Annotated in this window: 20 protein-coding genes and 1 pseudogene; 8 read left to right on the forward strand and 13 right to left on the reverse strand. The window is 65.4% G+C overall.

Features of this window, described 5'->3' with window-relative positions; translation table 11 throughout:
* Positions 1 to 56: 56 nt before the first annotated feature.
* The gene (locus ACU0DV_RS19080) at positions 57 to 335 is read right to left on the reverse strand and encodes a hypothetical protein (RefSeq protein WP_446269849.1); all 279 of its coding nucleotides are present in this window, start codon (positions 333 to 335) and stop codon (positions 57 to 59) included.
* A gap of 46 nt (positions 336 to 381) precedes the next feature.
* Positions 382 to 735, reverse strand: a complete 354-nt coding sequence (locus ACU0DV_RS19085) for a hypothetical protein (RefSeq protein WP_446269850.1) — start codon at positions 733 to 735, stop codon at positions 382 to 384.
* Between the two features lie 191 nt (positions 736 to 926).
* On the opposite strand from ACU0DV_RS19085, the gene ACU0DV_RS19090 reads away from it, so the two are divergent.
* The 3 genes from ACU0DV_RS19090 to ACU0DV_RS19100 all read left to right on the forward strand — a co-directional run bounded on the left by ACU0DV_RS19090 (position 927) and on the right by ACU0DV_RS19100 (position 4,244).
* Positions 927 to 2,573 carry an alpha/beta hydrolase fold domain-containing protein gene (locus ACU0DV_RS19090; RefSeq protein ID WP_446269851.1) on the forward strand — a complete coding sequence of 549 codons (1,647 nt, stop codon included), beginning with the start codon at positions 927 to 929 and terminating at the stop codon, positions 2,571 to 2,573.
* A 158-nt stretch (positions 2,574 to 2,731) separates the two neighbouring features.
* Positions 2,732 to 3,715 (forward strand): sialic acid TRAP transporter substrate-binding protein SiaP, encoded by a 984-nt coding sequence (locus tag ACU0DV_RS19095; protein ID WP_446269852.1) that lies wholly within the window; start codon positions 2,732 to 2,734, stop codon positions 3,713 to 3,715.
* Between the two features lie 88 nt (positions 3,716 to 3,803).
* Positions 3,804 to 4,244, forward strand: coding sequence for a type II 3-dehydroquinate dehydratase (locus ACU0DV_RS19100; RefSeq protein ID WP_446269853.1), 441 nt, complete (start codon positions 3,804 to 3,806; stop codon positions 4,242 to 4,244).
* Positions 4,245 to 4,339: 95 nt separating this feature from the next.
* On the opposite strand, the gene ACU0DV_RS19105 is transcribed toward ACU0DV_RS19100, so the two are convergent.
* Positions 4,340 to 5,050, reverse strand: a complete 711-nt coding sequence (locus tag ACU0DV_RS19105; RefSeq protein WP_446269854.1) for a GntR family transcriptional regulator — start codon at positions 5,048 to 5,050, stop codon at positions 4,340 to 4,342.
* Positions 5,051 to 5,177: 127 nt separating this feature from the next.
* On the opposite strand from ACU0DV_RS19105, the gene ACU0DV_RS19110 reads away from it, so the two are divergent.
* Both ACU0DV_RS19110 and ACU0DV_RS19115 read left to right on the forward strand, forming a co-directional pair.
* Positions 5,178 to 6,074, forward strand: a complete 897-nt coding sequence (locus ACU0DV_RS19110) for an NAD-dependent epimerase/dehydratase family protein (protein WP_446269855.1) — start codon at positions 5,178 to 5,180, stop codon at positions 6,072 to 6,074.
* Complete coding sequence (locus ACU0DV_RS19115) at positions 6,071 to 6,799, forward strand: SDR family NAD(P)-dependent oxidoreductase (protein ID WP_446269856.1); 729 nt, start codon at positions 6,071 to 6,073, stop codon at positions 6,797 to 6,799. The genes ACU0DV_RS19110 and ACU0DV_RS19115 overlap by 4 nt, the downstream gene beginning before the upstream one ends.
* A gap of 24 nt (positions 6,800 to 6,823) precedes the next feature.
* Here ACU0DV_RS19115 and ACU0DV_RS19120 read toward each other — a convergent pair whose 3' ends face one another.
* The 5 genes from ACU0DV_RS19120 to ACU0DV_RS19140 are packed head-to-tail and all read right to left on the reverse strand — an operon-like array spanning position 6,824 to position 11,395.
* Complete coding sequence (locus ACU0DV_RS19120; RefSeq protein WP_446269857.1) at positions 6,824 to 7,648, reverse strand: aldo/keto reductase; 825 nt, start codon at positions 7,646 to 7,648, stop codon at positions 6,824 to 6,826.
* An 11-nt stretch (positions 7,649 to 7,659) separates the two neighbouring features.
* Positions 7,660 to 8,652, reverse strand: coding sequence for a zinc-dependent alcohol dehydrogenase (locus tag ACU0DV_RS19125; RefSeq protein WP_446269858.1), 993 nt, complete (start codon positions 8,650 to 8,652; stop codon positions 7,660 to 7,662).
* A 7-nt stretch (positions 8,653 to 8,659) separates the two neighbouring features.
* Positions 8,660 to 9,937, reverse strand: coding sequence for a TRAP transporter large permease (locus ACU0DV_RS19130; RefSeq protein WP_100931282.1), 1,278 nt, complete (start codon positions 9,935 to 9,937; stop codon positions 8,660 to 8,662).
* Positions 9,934 to 10,404 (reverse strand): TRAP transporter small permease, encoded by a 471-nt coding sequence (locus tag ACU0DV_RS19135; protein WP_100931283.1) that lies wholly within the window; start codon positions 10,402 to 10,404, stop codon positions 9,934 to 9,936. Before ACU0DV_RS19135 ends, ACU0DV_RS19130 begins: the two co-directional genes overlap by 4 nt.
* A gap of 1 nt (position 10,405) precedes the next feature.
* Positions 10,406 to 11,395 carry a TRAP transporter substrate-binding protein gene (locus tag ACU0DV_RS19140; protein WP_157815098.1) on the reverse strand — a complete coding sequence of 330 codons (990 nt, stop codon included), beginning with the start codon at positions 11,393 to 11,395 and terminating at the stop codon, positions 10,406 to 10,408.
* 145 nt (positions 11,396 to 11,540) lie between these two features.
* Here ACU0DV_RS19140 and ACU0DV_RS19145 point away from each other — a divergent pair, with 145 nt between their 5' ends.
* Together ACU0DV_RS19145 and ACU0DV_RS19150 are read left to right on the forward strand one after the other, a co-directional pair.
* Positions 11,541 to 12,365: a sugar phosphate isomerase/epimerase family protein gene (locus ACU0DV_RS19145; RefSeq protein WP_446269860.1), complete on the forward strand. Its 825-nt coding sequence runs from the start codon at positions 11,541 to 11,543 to the stop codon at positions 12,363 to 12,365.
* Positions 12,362 to 13,525: a M24 family metallopeptidase gene (locus ACU0DV_RS19150; RefSeq protein ID WP_446269861.1), complete on the forward strand. Its 1,164-nt coding sequence runs from the start codon at positions 12,362 to 12,364 to the stop codon at positions 13,523 to 13,525. The genes ACU0DV_RS19145 and ACU0DV_RS19150 overlap by 4 nt, the downstream gene beginning before the upstream one ends.
* Before the next feature lie 18 nt (positions 13,526 to 13,543).
* Here ACU0DV_RS19150 and ACU0DV_RS19155 read toward each other — a convergent pair whose 3' ends face one another.
* The 4 genes from ACU0DV_RS19155 to ACU0DV_RS19170 all read right to left on the reverse strand — a co-directional run bounded on the left by ACU0DV_RS19155 (position 13,544) and on the right by ACU0DV_RS19170 (position 18,083).
* Complete coding sequence (locus tag ACU0DV_RS19155; RefSeq protein ID WP_446269862.1) at positions 13,544 to 14,569, reverse strand: zinc-dependent alcohol dehydrogenase; 1,026 nt, start codon at positions 14,567 to 14,569, stop codon at positions 13,544 to 13,546.
* Positions 14,566 to 15,264 (reverse strand): hypothetical protein, encoded by a 699-nt coding sequence (locus tag ACU0DV_RS19160; protein WP_446269863.1) that lies wholly within the window; start codon positions 15,262 to 15,264, stop codon positions 14,566 to 14,568. The genes ACU0DV_RS19155 and ACU0DV_RS19160 overlap by 4 nt, the downstream gene beginning before the upstream one ends.
* A gap of 2 nt (positions 15,265 to 15,266) precedes the next feature.
* Positions 15,267 to 16,928 carry an FAD-dependent oxidoreductase gene (locus ACU0DV_RS19165; protein ID WP_446269864.1) on the reverse strand — a complete coding sequence of 554 codons (1,662 nt, stop codon included), beginning with the start codon at positions 16,926 to 16,928 and terminating at the stop codon, positions 15,267 to 15,269.
* A 468-nt stretch (positions 16,929 to 17,396) separates the two neighbouring features.
* The gene (locus tag ACU0DV_RS19170; RefSeq protein WP_370313584.1) at positions 17,397 to 18,083 is read right to left on the reverse strand and encodes a GntR family transcriptional regulator; all 687 of its coding nucleotides are present in this window, start codon (positions 18,081 to 18,083) and stop codon (positions 17,397 to 17,399) included.
* A gap of 219 nt (positions 18,084 to 18,302) precedes the next feature.
* On the opposite strand from ACU0DV_RS19170, the pseudogene ACU0DV_RS19175 reads away from it, so the two are divergent.
* Positions 18,303 to 18,566 (forward strand): annotated as a pseudogene (locus ACU0DV_RS19175) (IS5/IS1182 family transposase); the annotation flags it as partial.
* Here ACU0DV_RS19175 and ACU0DV_RS19180 read toward each other — a convergent pair.
* Complete coding sequence (locus ACU0DV_RS19180; RefSeq protein ID WP_446269865.1) at positions 18,554 to 19,768, reverse strand: NnrS family protein; 1,215 nt, start codon at positions 19,766 to 19,768, stop codon at positions 18,554 to 18,556. The pseudogene ACU0DV_RS19175 and the gene ACU0DV_RS19180 overlap by 13 nt on opposite strands.
* Between the last annotated feature and the right edge of the window lie 9 nt (positions 19,769 to 19,777).

The following is a 19,777-nucleotide window of genomic DNA, read 5'->3' on the forward strand; positions in this document are numbered from 1 at the left end:
CCGGTGGTGAAAGGTGTCGGGTCCGGCTGAAACGGCCGTCGCCCCGTTGTCTGGCCTCAGAGGCCGTTGATCTTCTCGGGCAGCCCCTCGGGCCAGTCCGCGGAATACTTGGAGTTCCTGAACACCCCAAGCATGTGGTTGCGGAAGGCCTCCCTGTCGGGTTTGTAGACCTTCAGCCCCTGTTCCTCGAAGAAGGTCACCAGGTCCGCCTCCTGGGCGATGGTGTCGACATCCAGCGCGGCCTGGAACTCGCGCGCGTCCTGCGCCAGCGCGGTCCCGGCGCCGGTTCCGGCAGCCATCAAGGCTGCCAGCCTTGCCACCTTGAAGTTCCTCATGATCCTACGCTCCTCCCAGTTGCGCTTCGTGGACGTCAGGACGCCCCTAACCGAACGAACCGAATGCCTCCCGCATCCGGTCGGTGTCGGGCTTCTGTCTTTGCGAATGGTCTTGGACCCGCGCGGCCTGGCAAAGCGCCATACCGAAGCCGGGCGGGACGGAGCGCTTGTACGGACGGGTCACGTCCAGCCATTCAAGGCCCTCTGCCCCGAGACTGTCCAAGGCACCCGCCGGAACATCGCTCTCGTCCGCATCGACCACGACGTGGGCAAACCGCAACCCGACCGCTGCCGTGATCGCGCGCGGTGACCGAAACGGGCCGATCCCGCGGCTCATCCGGGCGATTGAACGCCCGCGACCGACAACCGGGCCGGCCTTCAAGGGAGCGGCAAACGTCACGAAACTCCTCCTGTCCATGGCGGGTTCTCTGACCGCTTGACGTGAGAATGTTCGTGGCGGTTAATTATGTCAACAGTTTGTACCGGATCGTTAAAAATGGGTGCGGCGATGCGAGATCCACGGGCATTTCCGCGCGCCTTGCCTTGCGGTACACGGGGGCGTTGGCCAAGGATCGAAGGAGAGACGGCACCATGGGGGATGCACCTTCCCAACCGCGCCCGGGCGAAACGCAACGCGGTGGCTGGAAACAGGATCCCGATGCCGTGCGCCGCAACATCCTGCAGGTCGCGCGCACCGTCTTTGCCCGGCAGGGCCTGTCGGGCGCGCGGGTCGATGAGATCTCGGCCAGCACGAAGACGTCGAAGCGGATGATCTACTACTACTTCGGCGACAAGGAGGGGCTCTACCGCGCCGTACTCGAGGACGCCTATGCGCGGATGCGCGACGACGAGGCCGCCCTCGACCTGCGCGCCGTACATCCCATGACGGCGCTGCGTCAGCTTGCGGAGTTCACCTTCGACCACCACCGCCAGGACCCGGACTTCGTGCGACTGGTGATGATCGAGAACATCCACGGCGCCGCGCATATGGATTCGTCCGAGATCCTGGCCGGGCAGAACAGTTCGGTGATCCTGCTGCTCGAGGACATCTACCAACGCGGCTGCGACGCCGGCCTGTTCCGGCGCGGGCTGACGGCGCTCGAGCTGCACTGGCACATCTCGGCTTTGTCCATCTTCAACATCGCCAACCGCGCGACCTTTTCTCGGATCTTCGGCAATGACCTCTTTACCGAGCGTGGCCAGCGCATGCTGTGCCGCCATGTCGGCGACATGATCCTGGGACTCGTGATGAAGCCCGGACTTTCCGCCGAGTTCGACATGCCAAGACCCAAGGAGGAGGCACGCACGATCAACCCGGGTATTTTCCGATTTCTCGACGTATGGGACAGCAAATGGGCCACGCTCGCACCGCGGGCGACCCCCGCCGAGCGGCGTACGCACTTCGAAAGCATCGCGCGCGACATGCGCCTGCTGACACCCCGCGAGGTCGAGACCGATGACGAACACTGGATTGACAGCGACGGCGGTCCGGTGCGGGTGCGGGTCTTTCGTCATGACAGCGGCGGCACGCAGCCTGCGCTGATCTACATGCACGGCGGGGCGTGGATGCAGGGCAGCCCGGAAACCCATTGGGACATCACCGCGCGGCTTGCAGCTTGGAACCGGCAGACCGTGATCTCGGTCGATTACGCCCTGGCGCCGGAGCATCCCTTTCCGGCGGCCTACCTGCAGGTGCTGTCCGTGGCGCGATGGGCCCATGCGGAAGTAAACTCCCTGGGGATCGACCCGGCGCGCATCGCCATCGGAGGCGACAGCGCGGGCGGCAACCTTGCCGCTGCCGCGGCGCTGGCCTGCCGTGACGAAGGCGTCCCGATCTGCGCCCAGCTTCTGATCTATCCGGCCTGCGACTTCGACCAGTCCCGCCCCTCTTACGCCGAGAACGCCGAGGGGCCCCTCCTGAAGGTCGCGGGCATGGCGGCGACCCACGTGCTCTACTGTCCGGACGAGGCAACCTTGCACGGCGATCCGCGCGCAACGCCTCTGGCGGCCGATAGTCATGCGGGCCTGCCTCCTGCCTTCATCGCTGTGGCACAGAACGACCCTCTGCGCGACAGCGGGCTGGCCTATGCCGAGGCGCTGACGGCGGCAGGCGTCGATGTCGAGGTCGACCGGGGAGAGGGGCTGATCCACGGCTATCTTCGCGCCATGGAATATTGCCCGGACACGGAATCCAGCCTCCGCCGGATGGCCGAATGGCTGCGCCGGATCACGGGATAACGAGACCCTCGGACTCAAAATACAGCGGCGCCGGAATACGGCGCCCCTGCCCCATCGCCCGCCACACGGGTCGATGCGAGTTTGCATGGGGGTGATTCCTGATATATCTTCCAAAACACCCTACGATTCTATTTTCGTAGGACATTATGGGAGGAAAAATGCTAAATCTCAATCGTCGGTTCGTCTGTGGTTTCGCCGCTGCGGCCATGGCCCTTTTCCCTCTTGCCGCCGCAGCGCAGGACGCAAGGGAACTCACCTTCTCGGCGGTGTTCACACAGAACGACATTCGCGCGGAGATGATGGAAAAACTGAAGTCCGCGGTGGCGGATAGCTTCGACCTCCAACTGTACTACGGCGGAACGCTGTTCGCGCAGGGCACGGAGCTTGTCGCCATTCAGCGCGGCAACCTCGACATGAGCAACGTTGCGCCGCAGGACATCGCCAAGCAGATCCCCGCGTTCTCGATCCTGACCGCCGCTTACCTGTTCCGCGATGCCGAGCATCTCAGCACCTTCTTTGCCAGCGAGGCGGGTGAAGAGATGGTGGCGATGGCCGAGGATCAGCTGGGCATCCACATCCTCGGTCCGACCTACTTCGGCACACGTCAGGTGAACCTTCGCGGCGACAAGGAAATCCGTACGCCCGAAGACATGTCCGGTGTCAAACTGCGGATGCCGGGCGGTGACGCATGGCAGTTCCTGGGCGAGGCGCTTGGCGCCAATCCGACCCCGATGGCGTATTCGGAGGTCTATACCGGCCTTCAGAGCGGCGCGATCGACGGACAGGACAACCCCTTCCCGAACGTCGAGAACATGAAGTTCTACGAGGTGACCGACCAGATCGTGCTGACGTCGCATCTGGTGGCCTTCGACCTGCTGGTCATCTCCAGCCGCGTCTGGGACGAAATGACTGAAGAGCAGCGCACAGCCTTCCAGGCCGCCGCGGACGAGGCGATTGCCTGGAGCACCGAGCAGCACCTTGCCCGTGAGGACGAGCTGGCCGCGTTCTTCGAGGGCGAGGGGCTGAAGATCTACGAGCCCGACCTTGACGCTTTCCGCAGCCATGCGCAGAAGAAGTACCTCGAGTCGGACCTCTCGGCAGACTGGCCCGAGGGGATGCTGGACCGCATCAACGGCCTCTGAAACCGCGCCCATCGACCACACCTAGGATCAGAGACCCGGCACGCCTTTCGGCGTCCGGGTCCTTCGTGCCAACGAGGAAACTCATGCGATGTCAAAGCCGATCTATATCCTGAACGGCCCGAACCTGAACCGGCTGGGCGTCCGCGAGCCGGAGATCTACGGCTACACCACGCTGGCCGAGGTCGAGGCGCTTTGCCGAGAGGCCGTGGGGGAACGGCCGCTCGAGTTCCGGCAGACCAACTCCGAAGAGACGATGATCGACTGGATTCACGAGGCCACGGACAGGAGCGCGGGGATGATCATCAACCCGGCCGCCTTCACCTTCTACTCGATGGCGATCATGGACGCGCTGAAGATGTTCGGCAAACCGTTGATCGAGTACCACATTTCGAACATCCACAAGCGCGAACCGATGTATCACAACTCGCTGGTGTCGGGCGTCGCGACTGCAGTATTGGCAGGGCTTGGCGCCAAAGGGTACGTGCACGCCGTCCGCATCCTGATCGAGATGATCGGCGAGGACGACTGAGTCCCGAAGAGACCTGACGGCTGGGCCCGGTTTGAGGCCCTGCTGGCCAGCTTTGTCGGGCCTTGCTTCGATGGTCTGCCGGATGGTCGCCGGGATCAGACCCCGTCGTCCAGCAGTTGAAGTGCGCCGGAATAGTTCGGCTCCATCGCCGCGATATGCCGGGTCAGCAGGTCCTGCAGCGCGTCCGCGTCGCGTGCCTCGACCGCGTCGGCGATCATGAGGTGTTCCGAGTAGGTCGTGTGCCGATGCAGGCTGAGCTGTGCCGACAGATGCACGCGCAACGCGGCAAGACGGCCCGAAGCGATGTCGAAGGCCTCGCAGAAGAACGGGTTGCCGGCGTTCTCGAAGAAGGTGTTGTGAAATGTAGTGTCGGCCTCGGCATAGGCGAGGGAGTCGTCGGCCGCCCGGGCGGTGTCCATCATCGAGATCGCCTCGCGAAGCCCCTGCAGGGTGGCCTCCGGAGCGCGCTCCAGCGCAAGGCGGCTGACCAGACGCTCGAGGTGCAGGCGGTAGTCGACCAGCGCGCGAAGCTCCTCTGCGTCGGGCTTGAAGACGATGCTGCCCCGGCGCGGCAGTATGTTGATCAGCCCCTGCATCTGCAAGATGGTCAGCGCTTCGCGGACAGGCGTGCGGCTGACATCCATCGCGACGGCGATCTTCTCCTCGGACAGCGGCTCACCCAGCGCGATTTCGCGGCGCAGGATCGCCTCCTTCAGGCGTTCGGCCACCGTCGCCGCCAGCGATTGCGGGCGGTTGATGGGGCTCTTCTTCATCGGATTGACGTTCTTGTTCGCTTTCAGTGCCATGCCCCGATGCCTTTTTCTGCCCGATCCCGCCGACTGTACCCGATGGCTCGGGCAGGTCCAATATATGGACAATTGACATACTGTATACCAGTTAATACGAGGATGAGAGATTGGCTAGGAGACAGGCATGAGGGTGCTGGTAACGGGAGGCGGCGGTTTCATCGGGGCGTGGATCATCCGCAGGCTGGCGGAGGCCGGGCACGATCCGGTCGTGTTCGACATGCATGAAAATCGCGGGAAGGTGGCGGAAATCGCCGGACGCGATCTGGCGGACCGGATCGACTGGCACGTCGGCGACATCGTCCGGACGGAGCCGGTGGCCGCGGCGGCGCAGGGGTGCGACGGCCTCGTCCACCTTGCGGGCGTGCTGACGCCCGCCTGCCGGGACCATCCGGTTCTAGGCGCCGAGGTCAACCTGATCGGCACCCTGAACGCCTTCCTCGCCGCCCGCACCCATGGCATCCGCAACGTCGCCTACATGTCGAGCATGGGGGTCTTCGGACCGGACGGCGGCGCCGAGCCGCGTCCGACGACGCTTTACGGTGCCTTCAAGTTGGGGGCAGAACACAGTGCACGCGCCTTCCACGCCGAAGACGGCATCAGCTCGACCGGCTTTCGCCCCTACGTGGTCTACGGGCCCGGTCGCGACGTGGGGATTTCGGCAGGGGCGACCCTCGCCTGTGAAGCCGCCGCGCGGGGCGAGGCCTATACCATCCCGTTCACGGGTCCCATCGACATGATCCATGCCGACGACGTCGCGCGGATCTTCCTGTCCGCGGTCGAGGCTCCACCGGAGGGCGCCAATGCCGTCACCCTGCTGGGCCGGGAGACCGACACGGCTGCCATCGCCCGGACAATCAACGAACTGGCGCCCGGGGCCCGGATCGACGCGGCCGGCCCGCCCATGCCCATCGACGGACCCAAGGCGGAACCCGCGCTGGCCCGGCTCTTCCCCGAGTGGCAGCCCATGACCCTGAAGCAGGGCCTTTCCGACACCATCGCATTCTACCGGAGCCGCACATGAGACGTTTCGAGGATCAGGTCGCCATCGTAACCGGCGGGGCGCGCGGCATCGGGCTGGGCATCGCCCGCAGGCTGACACAAGAGGGCGCGCAAGTCGTCGTCTGGGACCTGGCCGATGTCGCGCCGGGCCAATCCGATGCCCCGGCCGCAGAGATGAAGGTGGACGTCACCGATCCGGCCTCGGTCGAGGCCGCGACGGCCGACGTCTTGTCGCGCTTCGGACGGATCGACGTCTTCGTGAACAACGCGGGCATCAATGGTCCCGTCGCCGATGTCGAGCACTACGACCTGGCCGACTGGAAACGGGTGATCGACATCGACCTCACCGCTGTCTTCCTGTGCTGCCGTGCAGTGATCCCGCAGATGAAGGCCCAAAGCTATGGTCGGATCGTCAACATCGCCTCGATCGCTGGCAAGGAGGGCGTGCCCGGGATCGCCGCCTATGCGTCGGCCAAGGCCGGTGTCATCGGGCTGACCAAGTCGCTGGCCAAGGAACTGATCCGAACCGGGATCCTGGTCAATGCCGTGGCCCCGGTGATGGTCGAGACCGATCTCCTTCAGCAGATGACACCCGAGCATGTGACGGCGAGCAAGGCCAAGATCCCTATGGGTCGCCTTTTGCAGATCGAGGAACTGGCCGCACTTGTCGCCTTCGTCGCCAGCCCGGAGAATTCCTTCACCACCGGCGTGGCTTACGATGCCTCGGGCGGGCGCGGCACCTACTGAGGCGCCGTCCGAAACGGGACAGGCTCAGGGCCTGTCCCAATCCGGGGCCCAGTCGAAATCGCTCTTGCGGTCCTGCCGGTCCAGCGCCGCGATCTCGGCCATTTCCGCATCGCTCAGCTCGAAGTCGAAGATGTCCAGGTTCGCGCGGATGTTCTCGGGCCGGGACGAGCGCGGGATGGCCGCCACGTTGTCCTGCTGCACCAGCCAGCGCAGGGTCACCTGGGCGGCAGACTTGCCGTGTGCCTCGCCAATACGGGTGATCGTCGGATCCTGGAAGACTTCGCCGCGGGCGATGGGCTGGTAGGCCGTCAGCAGCATGTCGCGGCTGCGCGCATCGGCCAGCAGTTTGTCCTGTGCAAGATACGGGTGATACTCGACCTGGTTCACCACAAGGTCGGCGCCGCAGGTGTCGACCGCCTCGGCCAGCAGCGGGATCGTGAAGTTACTGACCCCGATGCTGCGGGTCCTGCCGCTGTCGCGCATCTCGGCAAAAGTGGCGAGCGTATCGGCCAGAGGCACCTCGCGCGTCGGCCAGTGCACCAGCAGCAGGTCGACCGCATCCATCTGCAGCCGATCGAGGCTATCTGCGACGCTCTGTCGGATCTGATCGGGCGCCAGCTTGTCGAACCAGACCTTTGTGGTGACGAACAGTTCATCCCGCGGCACGCCGGACTCGCGAATGGCCTGGCCGACCTCTGCCTCGTTGCCGTAGCGGGCCGCGGTGTCAATGTGACGATAGCCGTGTTCGATGGCGGTGCGGATGGCCGCGACGCCTGAGTCGCCGGTCAGCTCAAAGGTGCCCAGGCCCAGGGCCGGAATGCGGATGCCTTTTACGGTCTTGTGGATCATGTGGTTTCCTTTCACACGGTCAGGATAATTTTCGCGGCAGCTAGGGTGCCCGCGTCGATGTCGGCGAAGGCGCGGCTGCCGCATGACATGGGGCGTCGCTCGACCCAGGTCAGATCGCCGAGAGCCCTGGCACGCAGCAGGGCAATGGCCTGCTGGAAGTCCGCCATCGTGTAGCAGTAGGCGCCCAGGAAGGACAGTTCGCGCAGGGTCAGCGCCCGCACATCCACACCTTCGCTGCCGGGCAGAAGGCCACTGTGGACGATCACCCCGCCTCGCCGTGCCAGGGAAAAGGCCAGTGTGCGCGTGGCCGCGGCACCCACAGCGTCGAAGAGCATGTCGGCGTCACCAGGCACGGACGCCTCCTCGGGCGCGACGGCGCAGATCCGGGCGGAGGCCGCCTCTGCCGTGGCCCGCCGCGCGGCGGAGGTCTCGACCAGCGTCACGTTCCGGGCGCCTTCGGCGATCAGCACCAGTGCCGTCGTCAGGCCGATTGCCCCGCCGCCCAGCACGACCAGCCGCGCGGTGGACAGCGGTTCTGCCAGTGCACGCATCCCCAGACGGACCGCATGCACCGAAACGGCCAGAGGCTCTGCCAGGGCAGCAACGTCAAAGGGCATATCATCAGGAATAGGGACGAGGTTGCGCTCGGGCACCAGCACGCCCTCGGCGAAGGCGCCCGCGTGCGGCGGCAAGCCGATGTTGCGCTGCGCCTCGCAGAGCTGCGGGGCGCCGGACAGGCAACGTTCGCAGGTTCCGCAGTTCAGGAAGGGATTCAGGGCCACCCGCTGGCCGTCGAGCGCTCCGCCTTCGACCACGCCCGCGGCCTCGTGGCCCATGATCATCGGTGGCACGCGGCGGGGATCGTGTCCGTGATAGCCGTGCATGTCCGACCCGCAGATGCCGCAGGCTGCGACCTTGAGAAGGACCATGCCTCCGCCCGGCTCCGGCGTCGGTACATCCTCCCACTCCATCCGGGATTTGCCCTTGTACACGAGTGCCTTCATGACAACCTCAGTAGAACAGCGACGGCAGGAAGAGGCTGATCCACGGCACGAAGGTCACCAGCAGCAACGTCAGGAAGTTGATAAGCAGGAAGGGCAGAGAGGCGCGAACGAGCCGGCCCACAGGCACCTTCGCCACCGCGGCCCCGACATACAAGCAGTTTCCGACAGGCGGTGTCACCAGCCCGACGCCGAGGTTCACCACCATGATCGCGCCGAACTGCACCGGGTCCACGCCCTGGGCCACGGCCACGGGCAACAGGATCGGGGCAAAGAGGATCAGCGCAGGGACAAGGTCGACGAACATCCCGATCACCACCAGGAACAGGTTGATCAGGATCAGCACCACCCACGGGCTGGCGTCGAGACCGTTGAAGAAGCCGACGAGCGAGTCCGGGAACTGCTCGATGGCCACGACCCAGGCGACGACCGAGGTGGTCGCGACCACGAAGAGCGGGATTGCGGTGTTGACCGCCGCTTCGACGACAATGGTGCCGAGCTGGCGAAAGCTGAATTCGCGATAGACGACGCCCGCCAGGAACAGTGCGTAGACGACCCCGATCACGCCGGCTTCGGTGGCGGTGGTCAGTCCGGTGACGATGGCTCCCAGCAGGAATACCGGAAGAAGCAGCGCCAGGATCGCGTCCTTGAAAGCGGCCCAGAGTTCGGATGCGGGTGCGCGCCGTTCTGCCTGGGGCCAGCCCTTGCGCTTGGCCATGACGTAGACCGCGACCATGAGTAAAAGACCGACGAGGATGCCCGGAACCAACCCGGCCAGAAACAGTGCGCCGACAGACGTGCCCACGGTCACGCCGTAGAGGACCATCGGGATCGACGGCGGGATCAGGATGCCGATGGTCGACGAGGTGATGGTGATGGCGCCTGCGTCCTCGCGGCTGTAACCCTGCTTCTCCATCGCCGGGATCATCAGGCTGCCCACAGCTGCGGTATCGGCCACGGCAGAGCCAGACACGCCGCCGAAGAACATCGAGGAGGCGACGTTGACGTGCCCCAGCCCGCCACGGATGTGCCCGACCAGAGCTGTGGCGAGCCGCACCAGCCGTGCGGCAATCGAGGTTTCTCCCGCAAGTGCACCCGCCAGGATGAACAGTGGCACCGCGACCAGCGGAAACGAATAGACGCCGTTGACCATTTTGTGGGGGACCTGCGCCATCGGAAAGGTGCCGTCCAGCCAGAAGGCCCCCATCGCCGCTGCGCCGATTGCCATGGCAACGGGCACTCCGATCAACAGGAGCACGAAGAAGGCGACGAAGATCGTCAGGATCATGTTGGTGCTCCTTCACCCGGTCTGCGCAGCAGCCGGAAGAGGTTTTCCACGCTGCACACCGCCATGAGCAGGGCGGACAGCGGCATGCAGATGTAGAAGTAGCCGCGCGGGATCTTCAGCGCGTCCGAAAGGCTGTTCATCGCGCTCGACACGATCTGGTAGCCGTACACGGTCAACGCGCCCAGGAAGGCGAGGACGACCAGTTCCGCCACGATGCGGAAGCTCCACCGCAGCCGTTCGGGCAGAGCGTCGACCAGCGCGGTAAATGCGATGTGGCGTCGTTCGTAATAGGCCACGACCGAGCCGATGAACACGATCCAGACAAGAATGACGTTCGGCACCTCGGTGGCCCAGTACAGCGAGTTGCCGAGGCCGTAGCGCCAGAACACGCCCATCGCCACGCTGATCACCAGCGCGACGATGAGGATGCCGATAAACCAGCGCAGGACTTGGTTTATCAAAGCCACGTCACTTGGCCTCTAGAACGGCGTCGATGAGGTCGCGACCGATGGTGTCTTCGGAGGCGGCATAGGATTCCTCGGCACCGGCGCGGAACGACTCCTTGTCGATGTCTCGGACGATGGTGACGCCCGACTCCTCGATCTTGTCGACCAGCGCGGCATTGGCCTCGCGGGCGGCGGCGACCTGGATCAGGCTTCCGGCCTTGGCAGCCTCGACAACGGTGTCCTTCACGTCATCGGGCAGACTTTCCCAGAACGATCGCGACAGCACGAATTCCGTCGGGATGTTGGCGTGGCCGGTCAGGCTCATGGTGGACTGGACCTCGTGGAACTTCGACGTCCAGATGTTCTCCGGCGGGTTCTCCTGAGCGCTCACCACACCCTGCTGAAGCGCCGAATAGACCTCTTCGAAGGGCAGCGGCGTCGGGTTCGCGCCCCAGGCCTTGAAGGCGGTCAGCCATGGCTGGACGTTGGGAACGCGGATGTCGAGCCCTTGCAGGTCGGCGGCAGAGCGAACCTCGGTGCCGTTCGTGGTGATGTAGCGGAAGCCAAGCTCGCCCCACGCCAGCACCTTGAAGCCCTTTTCGTAGAGGATGTCGCTGAGCTGCGCCTCGACCGCGCTGTCCGAGTGGAGCACCGCGTCGACATGCGCGTCGTCGCGGTAGATCATCGGCAGGTTCAGCACGTCGAGCCGCGGGTCGATCTGGCCGTGACGTCCCATGATAGCTCCGTCCAGGGTGCCCAGCTGCATCGCCTCGAGGTACTCGGTTTCAGTACCGAGCTGGGCAGCGGGAAAGACCTTGATGTCGAAGCGGCCCGGGAATTCTTCCTCCAGCACCTCTTCGAACTTGTCGAGCCACAGTGAATAGCTGTGCGTCTGCGGCATGTTGTGGGCGATGCGCATTGTGATCGTGTCCTGCGCCATGGCGGCACCGGCGCCAAGGCCGATGCTCACCGCCGCCGCGGTCATGGAAATCCTGCAAAGCAAGGCGTTCATCTTTTCTCCTCCCTGATTTTTCTGCCGCGCCTGCCGGATGTGACACCGGCGCATGGCAGCTGGCTGTCGCCGATACTTGGCAACTGACATACAGTATGTCAATAGTCTTGCAGACCCGTCGATATCCAAGAAGAAAGACCCGTCAGTGACCCGTTCGTACTGCCTCTCCTACCTCACGCTGGAACTGTCCCCGCCCGAGACCATCACCCTTGCAGCCAGGTCTGGTTACCAGTCCGCCGGAGTCCGTTTGATGCCCGCGCTGCCCGGCGGGCAGGCGTTTCCGCTGTGGAAGAACGCGGCGATGCTGCGCGAAACGGAGCGGGCCATCGCCGATACGGGCGTGTCCATCCACGACATCGAGATCGCCTGCATCGACGGTGAAACCCGCGTGGACCACTGGGTGCCGATGCTGGAGACCGCCGGACGGCTGAAGGCCCGGACCGTGATCGCGGCGGGCCTCGACAAGGACGAGGGACGCCTGACCGATACCTTCGCCGCCCTGTGCGAGGCGGCGCGGCCCTTCGGCCTATCCATCAACCTCGAATTCACGCCTTGGGCGCCGCTGAACAGCGCCGCCGCGGCCCTGCGGGTCGTGACCGCCGCCGAACAGCCGAACGGCGAGGTGCTGATCGACACCATCCACGTGGCCCGGTCCGCCACCACGCTGGACGATCTGCGAGGAATTCCCGCCTCGCGGTTGAGCTACCTCCAGATCTGCGACTGCCCCGCGCGGCCCGCCGAGTCCGTCGAAGAGCTCCTCTTCACCGCTCGGCAAGAGCGGCTGCTGCCCGGTGAGGGCGGCGCGGACCTTGCGGGGATCGTGGGCGCGCTCCCCGCCGACCTGGTCGTGAGCGTCGAGATTCCCAGCCACCGCCGGATTGCCGACATGGGCCACGCCGCCTGGGCAGAGCTTTGCCTCGCCGAGTCGCGGCGCGCGATGGCGGACCTCGACGCAAAGCGCCAGCCATGACCGAGCGCCCCCTGCCGCCCTTCGACACAGCCCGCCTCGACCGGCTGATGCAGGACGCTGGGGTCGACGTGCTGATCGCCTCGTCCAAGCACAACATCCAGTATCTGCTGGGCAACTACAGCTTCTTCATGTTCGAAGCGATGGATGCCATCGGGCTCAGCCGTTACCTTCCCCTGCTGGTCTACCCCGCCGGTAGGCCCGACCTCGCCTTTTACGTCGCCAATGCCAACGAGCGGTTCGAGGAAGAACTGAACCGTTTCTGGGTGCCGGAGGTCGTGGCGAAGTCGCGCGGCTCGGTGGATGCCATGCACCTCGCGCTCGGGGGGCTTGCGGAGCGGGGGCTGACGCCGGGCGCATTGGCGGTGGAAACCGGATTCCTGCCTGCCGACGCATGGGCGTGTCTGCGCACAGGACTGCCGGCGACACAAACTGTGGACGCGGTCACGATCCTCGAAGAATTGCGCGCCGTGAAGCAGCCTTGGGAGCTGGACCTGCTGCGCGCCGCATCCGAGGGGGTCGTGGACGCCATGCAGGCCACCTTTGAGCAATTGCGCCCCGGCATGACGAAGAACGACGCCGTCGCGATACTGCGCCGCGAAGAAATCGCACGAGGCCTCACCTGGGAATATTGCCTGATCACCGCCGGTCAAAGCCTCAACCGGGCGCCGTCCACCCAGGTTCTGGAAGCTCAGGACATACTGTCGCTCGACTCGGGCGGTAATGTTCAGGGCTACCTCGGCGACCTGTGCCGCATGGGCACCCTTTCCGCTCCGTCGGCAGAACTGGAAGACGCCCTCGCCGCGATCGAAGCGGTGCAGCAGGCCGCACGGGTGCCGTTGCGGGCTGGCGTGGCCGGCCGGACGCCGTTCGACGCGGTTGCCGATCTTCTGGCCCGTCCGCGCGAAGGCTCATTCTCCTTCGTGGTGCACGGTGTCGGGCTGATCACCCACGAGGCGCCCCGTCTGATGGACGACGGGCCGATCCCCTACCCCGCGCCCCACCGGGACCGCCCGCTGGAGGCCGGGATGGTGCTGTCCGTCGAGACGACATGGCAACACCCCCGGCTGGGGTTCATCAAGCTCGAAGACACCGTTGCCATCACCGAGACGGGCTGCGCGGCCTATGGCGACACCGCGCGGGGTTGGAACCTGCCCGGGTGAGCCCTCACACCGGCCCTGTCAGGGTTCCAGCAGTATTTTGACTCCTTCGCGCGCGGCCACGGCCTTCAACGCGTCCTCGAAGCGGTCCAACGGAAAGCGGTGGGTTACCAGGCGAAGGACTTTCGGCGCGACCTGCGGAAGCAACTTCATCAGCAGCCGCCAGGTCGGATCGTTGTAGGCCCGCGAGCCGGTCAACTGCACCTCTTTCAGCACGGCGGGCGTGGTGACGAAGGTTGCGGGGCCATGGCAAAGGCCGATCAGAGCGATCCGCCCGGCCTTGCGCACCAGCTTCAGCAGGCTTTGCGCCACGGCCGCGTTGCCGCTGGTTTCGTAGACCACGTCGGCGCCCTCGGGACCAAGTGCTGCGGCGGGATCATCCACATCGACATCGACAGCCTCCATCCCCAGTTCACGGGCCAGCTCGAGACGACCGGCATCATCGGCGACGCCGGTGATCACCACCCTGGAGGCCCCCGCCTCCAGCGCGAGGATGCCGCAGAGCAGGCCGATGGGTCCGGCGCCGATGATCAGCGCAGCATCACCGGCACGCAGCGGCACCTGCTCCATCACGGCGTGGACCGCGACGGCAAGCGGCTCCAGCAGCGGGGCGACGGCAGGGTCGACACCCTGCGGCAGGGCAAAGACCTGCGCGGCCGGCACGCAGATCATCTCGGTCCAGCCGCCGTCGATGTGACCGCCCATCATGCGCCGGCGGTCGCATAGGGTCGGGCGCCCAAGACCGCAATACCGGCAGGTCCCGCAGCCGACCTGCGGGTTGACGCCGACGACCGCGCCCGGCGCCAAACTGCTGCCCTCGGGCGCTTCGACGACCACCCCGGCGAATTCATGGCCGATGACCACCGGGAAGTCCGGGGCGTACTGGCCCACCACCGCCTCGTGCCACCTCCAGATCGCGACGTCTGTCCCGCAGATCCCGGCGGCGGTGATGCGGATCAGCACCTCACCCGGACCACGGGCAGGGATGTCCCTGTCCACAACCGCCATGCAGCCATCGCGCGGCGCCTGCTTGACGACCGCTTTCATTGCCCGGCAGCCATGTCTGCGGCGGAAAGCGCATAAGCGAGGTGATAGACGATGGTCTGCGGGTCGCTCAGGCTCAGGCCGCTGTTGCCAATCACGCGGTGGAATTCGGGCAGCGAGGCCTCGAGCTCGGGCTTGCCGCTGCCTTCAATGAGAACCACCACGTCAAAGCCTTTCTCGGCCATGCCGGGCCGCATCTCGGTTTCGCGTGTGCGGATGTCCGAGACCTCGTTGCGCGCGGCCCCGACATGCACGCAGGCGGCGCCGGTCACCGCCAGCAGGTCATCGCACAGTCCCTGCGCCCCATCCTTCAGCGCGGCGTTTCCGCCCTCGGCAAGAGTCAGCCGGATCGTGGCCATCGCGCCGCCGTCGCCAACGCCGGACGACGCCAGCCGGTCGCAGGCGACCCTGAGGAAGTTGCGGAACGCAGGCTGCACCCGGCCGGACCATTCGGTCGGATTGTTGAGACGCTCCAGATAGGCGGGCGAGCGGAAGACCTCGACCGACTCAGCAGTGTAGATGGTGCCGTACCGATACCGCTGTCGGCTCTGGTCGATCAGCCGCTTGCCGACCAGAAAGCCCGGGATCGAGAGGCGCTCGGGCATGTGTTCGCGCGTGTGCCACTCCATGTATTCCGTTTGCGACGCGGGGTCGATGTCATGCCAAAGGGCCAGAAAGGCGGTTCCGGGCAGGGTCATGTTCAGGTCTCCTTCGAAGTGGCGGCATGTCGCGCCGCGACATGGCCGAATGTGAGCGCGGGACCGATGGTGATGCCCGGACCGGGGTAACTGCCGCCCATGACCGACGCCATGTCGGCCCCGGCGGCGTAGAGGCCGGGGATGGGGGCACCAGCGGCATCCAGAACCCGGGCTTCGGTATCGGTGACGATGCCCATGGCAGTGCCGATGTCCGCAGGGTGCAGGCGGACGGCATAATAGGGCCCCTCCCCCATCGGCCCGAGACAGGGGTTCGGCCCGATGTGGTCCGGATCGCCGAGGTTGCGGGAATAGGCCGTTGAGCCGCGGTTGAATTCCGGGTCCCGCCCCTCCGCTGCATAGCGGTCGTTTCGCGCGAAGCTGTCTGCCAGCACTGCAGGATCGGCGCCTATGGCAGTGGCGATGGCTTTGATGTCGCGCCCCTCGGCAAGGTAGCCCTCGGCCACCCAAGGACCGAGGCGCCGGGTCATCGGGCGGATCACGCCCAGACCGTACTGACGGATGAACGCCGCGTTGCACACCAGGTGACAAGGGATCGCGCCGGCCCGGTACATGCCCTCGACAAACCGGTGGTACGAGGTCGATTCATCGACAAAGCGCCGTCCTGACGCATCCACCGCGATGATACCGGGCTTGGCCCGGTCCAGCAGAAGGTGCGGAAAGACGGCCTTACTTCCGTCGGGCCGCGTCCGAGCCGATGCCGGAGCCCAGAAGGCCGCGTTCGAATAACCGCGTTCAAGCTGGCCACCGGCGCCAAGCAGCAGGTCCAGGCCACCGCCGGTATTGGTGTCAGGCACCACAGATTGCTCGGCCAGCGGGTCCGGAAACAGGTCCTGCCTCAGCCGGGCGTGATGCGAGAAGCCGCCAGTGCAGACGACGATGCCGCAGTGCGCCGCGATCTGTTGTTTCCCGATGGCAACGCCCGTCGCCCGCCCGTCCGAGACCACGATGCGGTCGACGCGGCATCCGGTGCGGATCTCGACCCCGTGGTCGATGAGAAAGGCAAGCAGGCGCCCGACCAGCGCGTTGCCCATGACAAGACGCCGCCCGCGCGGCCCGGTCAGCCGGTCTCGCCCGTGGCGAAGCATCAGCCCCGCCGCGTGGCGGAAACTGGCCAAACTCCGCGTGGTGCGCAGCAAGTGCCCGATGTCGGTCCGGTCGACCATCATTCCGCCCATGATCGTGAACTCCGGCAAGGGCGGCTTCACCAATCTGAAGGCGGATCCAAGTTTGCGCCCGTCGAAGGGCTGCGCCCCAAGCGCCCTGCCCCGGGTCACGGCGCCGGGGAGATCCGTATGGTAGTCAGGATGGTGCGCAAAGGGTGCGAGATCGATCGCGCCTGCATTCTGCAGCTCCGCGACCATCTCGGGCGCGCGCGCGAGAAAGGCCTCTCGCATCTCGGCACGCGACTCGTTGCCCACCACGTGATCGAGGTACCGTCTTGCAGCGTCCGGATCGTCCTCTCTGGAAAGCACCGTGTTGGGCAACCAGGCACAGCCGGCAGAGATCGCACATGTGCCCCCGACCCGGTCGGAAGCTTCCAGCAGCACGACCCGCAACCCGGCAAGCGCAGCCGTCGCGCTGGCGGCAAGACCCGCGGCACCCGCCCCGATTACCACAAGGTCGAACTCTTCTGCCTCATCCATCTGTGCATGCTCCTTTGTTGGACTTGAAGCACCTGCCATACTGTATGTCAATTATCCGGATCAGGGTGAATGGCTGCAAAAGATCCGAGAAACCGAAGGCCCGCACACCTGCCCGATCGACGCACGCAGGGTTTGTCGTGTGAGGTTGATAAGAGAACCTTCGCAACTCGTCGCGCGGATAAGGCCGGGAGCAGGTGGGTTGCCGCCTTGGGCTGATTATCAAGGCATCCGCCTAGACACCCAGCGGACACCAACGAACGGCGGTAACAAGTGTCCAGGTCGAATATGTGCCGCTTTCCTCCGCGATCAGGTGCGGCGCGAAACGCTCGGCACGACGCAGCAAGATCGGCAAGCCTCCAGGGGTTCGCTTGTCATGGCGAGGCCCGAAACAACTGGGCGGTCTCAAACAAGGCGGCCTTTACCGACCGCCGACAGCCCGCACGACCCGACGATGCAGAAATCTGACGGTCACGTAAAACGCCCCGAGGCCAGCAGGTGCGCCACGCCGCTGTCGATGTGACGGGTCAGCAGCGCAACCGCTGCATCGGCATCGCGCCCGATCACCAGATCGCGCAGACGGACGTGATCCTCGACTACGCCTTGCCCCCGAAAGTCCAGAGCCAGCTGATGATAGCGGGCGAAGCGGTCAAATATAGAAGCATAGCTGCGCAGCAGGATCGGTTGATCGCAGGCGGCGATGGTCGCGTTATGAAAACCCCAGTCACAGGCCACCCAGCGGTCCACCACCGCGGGGTCGCCTGCGATCAGGGCGCGCTCGGCCACGGACAGCTTGTAGTGCGCGGCCACAACCGAGGCCTCCCACTCGATATCCCCCTGCGCGATGGCGGCGCGCAGCGCATGGCTTTCCAGCAAACCGCGCAAGACCGCCAGTTCCCGCAGCTCTCCGGCGCTGACCGCGCTCACCCTGAACCCACGCTGGCCTTCGGCGGTCACCAGCTCCTCGACCGCCAGCCGGTTGAGTATCTCGCGCAGCGTCGTCACCGAGGCACCGTAGATCTCCTTCATCCGGTCGAGTTTCAGCTTCTCGCCGGGCAGAAGTTTGCCGTGAATAATGTGGGAGCGGATGCGGCGGTAGGCGACGTCGCCCACCGTGTCGCCATCCCGTTCAACCGTTTCGAAGCGCCAGGTTTCCATGCCGCTGTCTTACAACCCCTCGTGGGACCGTGCGAAGGGGCAATCCGCAGGGCAAAGGAAATCCTTTGGCCTTGTGCGCATTCCCGGCCAGCCCAAACCCTGCGAACCGAACTGGGGCTCAGAGCCCTGCGTCTGGCGAGCTACTCAGCGGCCCAGCGACATTGAACAGTACATCTTGGAAATCCGCGCCCGCCCTAGTTCGATCAGTCCGAGTTCGGGGATCGTGGCCATGACGCCGACTGGTTCCGAGACGCTTTGAAAGACAACGCGATACGCGCCTGCGTCCCGGGCCGCAAGCAACGCAGAACACCCAACCAAATACCCGTCTCGGGACATTGCTTTGCAATGCCCTGCGCAGGAGCGGTCAAAATCATCTTTGTCAAACTTAAGGACTGACGGCGGGTGGCGACCCGCCATGACCGCTTCCCAAAGGTCTTTCTCTCAGCAATCGCTCGCGCCACGCCCGTCATCTACTGGTCATGAATCCTAACCCTGGCTGCGGCACGGGACACCTTGCGGCCCGCCTTCGGGCGGAGAAGCCAGGGGCCGATACGCGCCACAAGGAGTGCGAAGGCGCAGGTCCATAGAAATGCGGAGAGGTCGATGCCGTCCAATCCCGCGAAGAGTGGTGCCGGGCCGGCCACACGCGCCGCAGCTGCCGCGATCATTAGAACGAAGGCCCCCATCAGGACCCTGCCAGCCTCCAGTGGCCGACCGGTATGCCCCATCGTCGCACGCATCATCACCGCCACAGTCATGCCGCCGACCGCACCGATGCCCAGCACATGCGCCCCGCTTGCCGGCGCAACGAGGCCAAGTCCGGCCAGGGCCACGGCGGCAAATCCCAGCGGCACCATCAGGTAGGCAACGTGCAGCATCAGCAGGAGCGGCGATGGCCACGTGCCTGCGCCCCGCCAGCGTGCGACCCGCACGAGATGCAGCACGGCGGCTGTCGTCCCGAGTGCGGCACAGATCATGGTATATGGGGCGACCACCCAGGCAATCAGCCCTGCAGCGCCAGCCGCCAGGCACAGCGCATCGAAGCGGGAGAAACCCCCCGGCAACCGAGTCTCGCCGCGCTGAACAAGCCAGTTGCGGGTAAAGCTCGGCACGATGCGTCCCCCGATCAACATGACGAGGAAGACCAGCAGCGCGATCCCGAGCCGGCGACCGTGATCCGCCGTTCCCTGCATCGCGGCCTCGGCGTGGAACAGGATGTTGGCCAGCCAGAGCATCGTCACGGGGACCAGCACCTTGAGGTTGCGCCAGTTCCGGCCGGCGACGATTTCCCGCGCGATCATCACGGTCACCGCCAGAAGGAAAAGCTGATCGATCAGCGCCACCACGAATGGCCCCTGCCCCGTAAGCCCTGCCACGGCAACGCGTCCCGCAATCCAAAACGACAGCAGCACCACCAGAGGTCCGCCGCGTGTCGGCAGGCGGCCGGTCCAGTTGGGCACGGCGGTAAACAGGAAGCCCGCGACAACGGCAGCGCCATAGCCAAAGATCATCTCGTGAATGTGCCAGTCCACCGGGTTTAACCGGCTGGCAAGTGCGAGGTCGCCGCGCCAGACCAGCCACCACATGGGAATAGCGAGCATCGCGAAGAGCGCAGCCGATAGGAAAAACGGTCTGAAGCCATAGGAAAAGAGCGCCGGGCCCTTGTATGTCTCGCGGTCGGTCATCGTGAACTC

Source organism: Sagittula sp., from assembly GCF_052825245.1.

Excerpts from the sequence above, each read along its gene's own strand:
- ACU0DV_RS19080 (WP_446269849.1), bottom strand. The coding sequence starts at position 335 with ATGAGGAACTTCAAGGTGGCAAGGCTGGCAGCCTTGATGGCTGCCGGA.
- ACU0DV_RS19090 (WP_446269851.1), top strand. The coding sequence starts at position 927 with ATGGGGGATGCACCTTCCCAACCGCGCCCGGGCGAAACGCAACGCGGT.
- ACU0DV_RS19095 (WP_446269852.1), top strand. The coding sequence starts at position 2,732 with ATGCTAAATCTCAATCGTCGGTTCGTCTGTGGTTTCGCCGCTGCGGCC.
- ACU0DV_RS19100 (WP_446269853.1), top strand. The coding sequence starts at position 3,804 with ATGTCAAAGCCGATCTATATCCTGAACGGCCCGAACCTGAACCGGCTG.
- ACU0DV_RS19105 (WP_446269854.1), bottom strand. The coding sequence starts at position 5,050 with ATGGCACTGAAAGCGAACAAGAACGTCAATCCGATGAAGAAGAGCCCC.
- ACU0DV_RS19110 (WP_446269855.1), top strand. The coding sequence starts at position 5,178 with ATGAGGGTGCTGGTAACGGGAGGCGGCGGTTTCATCGGGGCGTGGATC.
- ACU0DV_RS19115 (WP_446269856.1), top strand. The coding sequence starts at position 6,071 with ATGAGACGTTTCGAGGATCAGGTCGCCATCGTAACCGGCGGGGCGCGC.
- ACU0DV_RS19120 (WP_446269857.1), bottom strand. The coding sequence starts at position 7,648 with ATGATCCACAAGACCGTAAAAGGCATCCGCATTCCGGCCCTGGGCCTG.
- ACU0DV_RS19125 (WP_446269858.1), bottom strand. The coding sequence starts at position 8,652 with ATGAAGGCACTCGTGTACAAGGGCAAATCCCGGATGGAGTGGGAGGAT.
- ACU0DV_RS19130 (WP_100931282.1), bottom strand. The coding sequence starts at position 9,937 with ATGATCCTGACGATCTTCGTCGCCTTCTTCGTGCTCCTGTTGATCGGA.
- ACU0DV_RS19140 (WP_157815098.1), bottom strand. The coding sequence starts at position 11,395 with ATGAACGCCTTGCTTTGCAGGATTTCCATGACCGCGGCGGCGGTGAGC.
- ACU0DV_RS19150 (WP_446269861.1), top strand. The coding sequence starts at position 12,362 with ATGACCGAGCGCCCCCTGCCGCCCTTCGACACAGCCCGCCTCGACCGG.
- ACU0DV_RS19155 (WP_446269862.1), bottom strand. The coding sequence starts at position 14,569 with ATGAAAGCGGTCGTCAAGCAGGCGCCGCGCGATGGCTGCATGGCGGTT.
- ACU0DV_RS19160 (WP_446269863.1), bottom strand. The coding sequence starts at position 15,264 with ATGACCCTGCCCGGAACCGCCTTTCTGGCCCTTTGGCATGACATCGAC.
- ACU0DV_RS19165 (WP_446269864.1), bottom strand. The coding sequence starts at position 16,928 with ATGGATGAGGCAGAAGAGTTCGACCTTGTGGTAATCGGGGCGGGTGCC.
- ACU0DV_RS19170 (WP_370313584.1), bottom strand. The coding sequence starts at position 18,083 with ATGGAAACCTGGCGCTTCGAAACGGTTGAACGGGATGGCGACACGGTG.
- ACU0DV_RS19180 (WP_446269865.1), bottom strand. The coding sequence starts at position 19,768 with ATGACCGACCGCGAGACATACAAGGGCCCGGCGCTCTTTTCCTATGGC.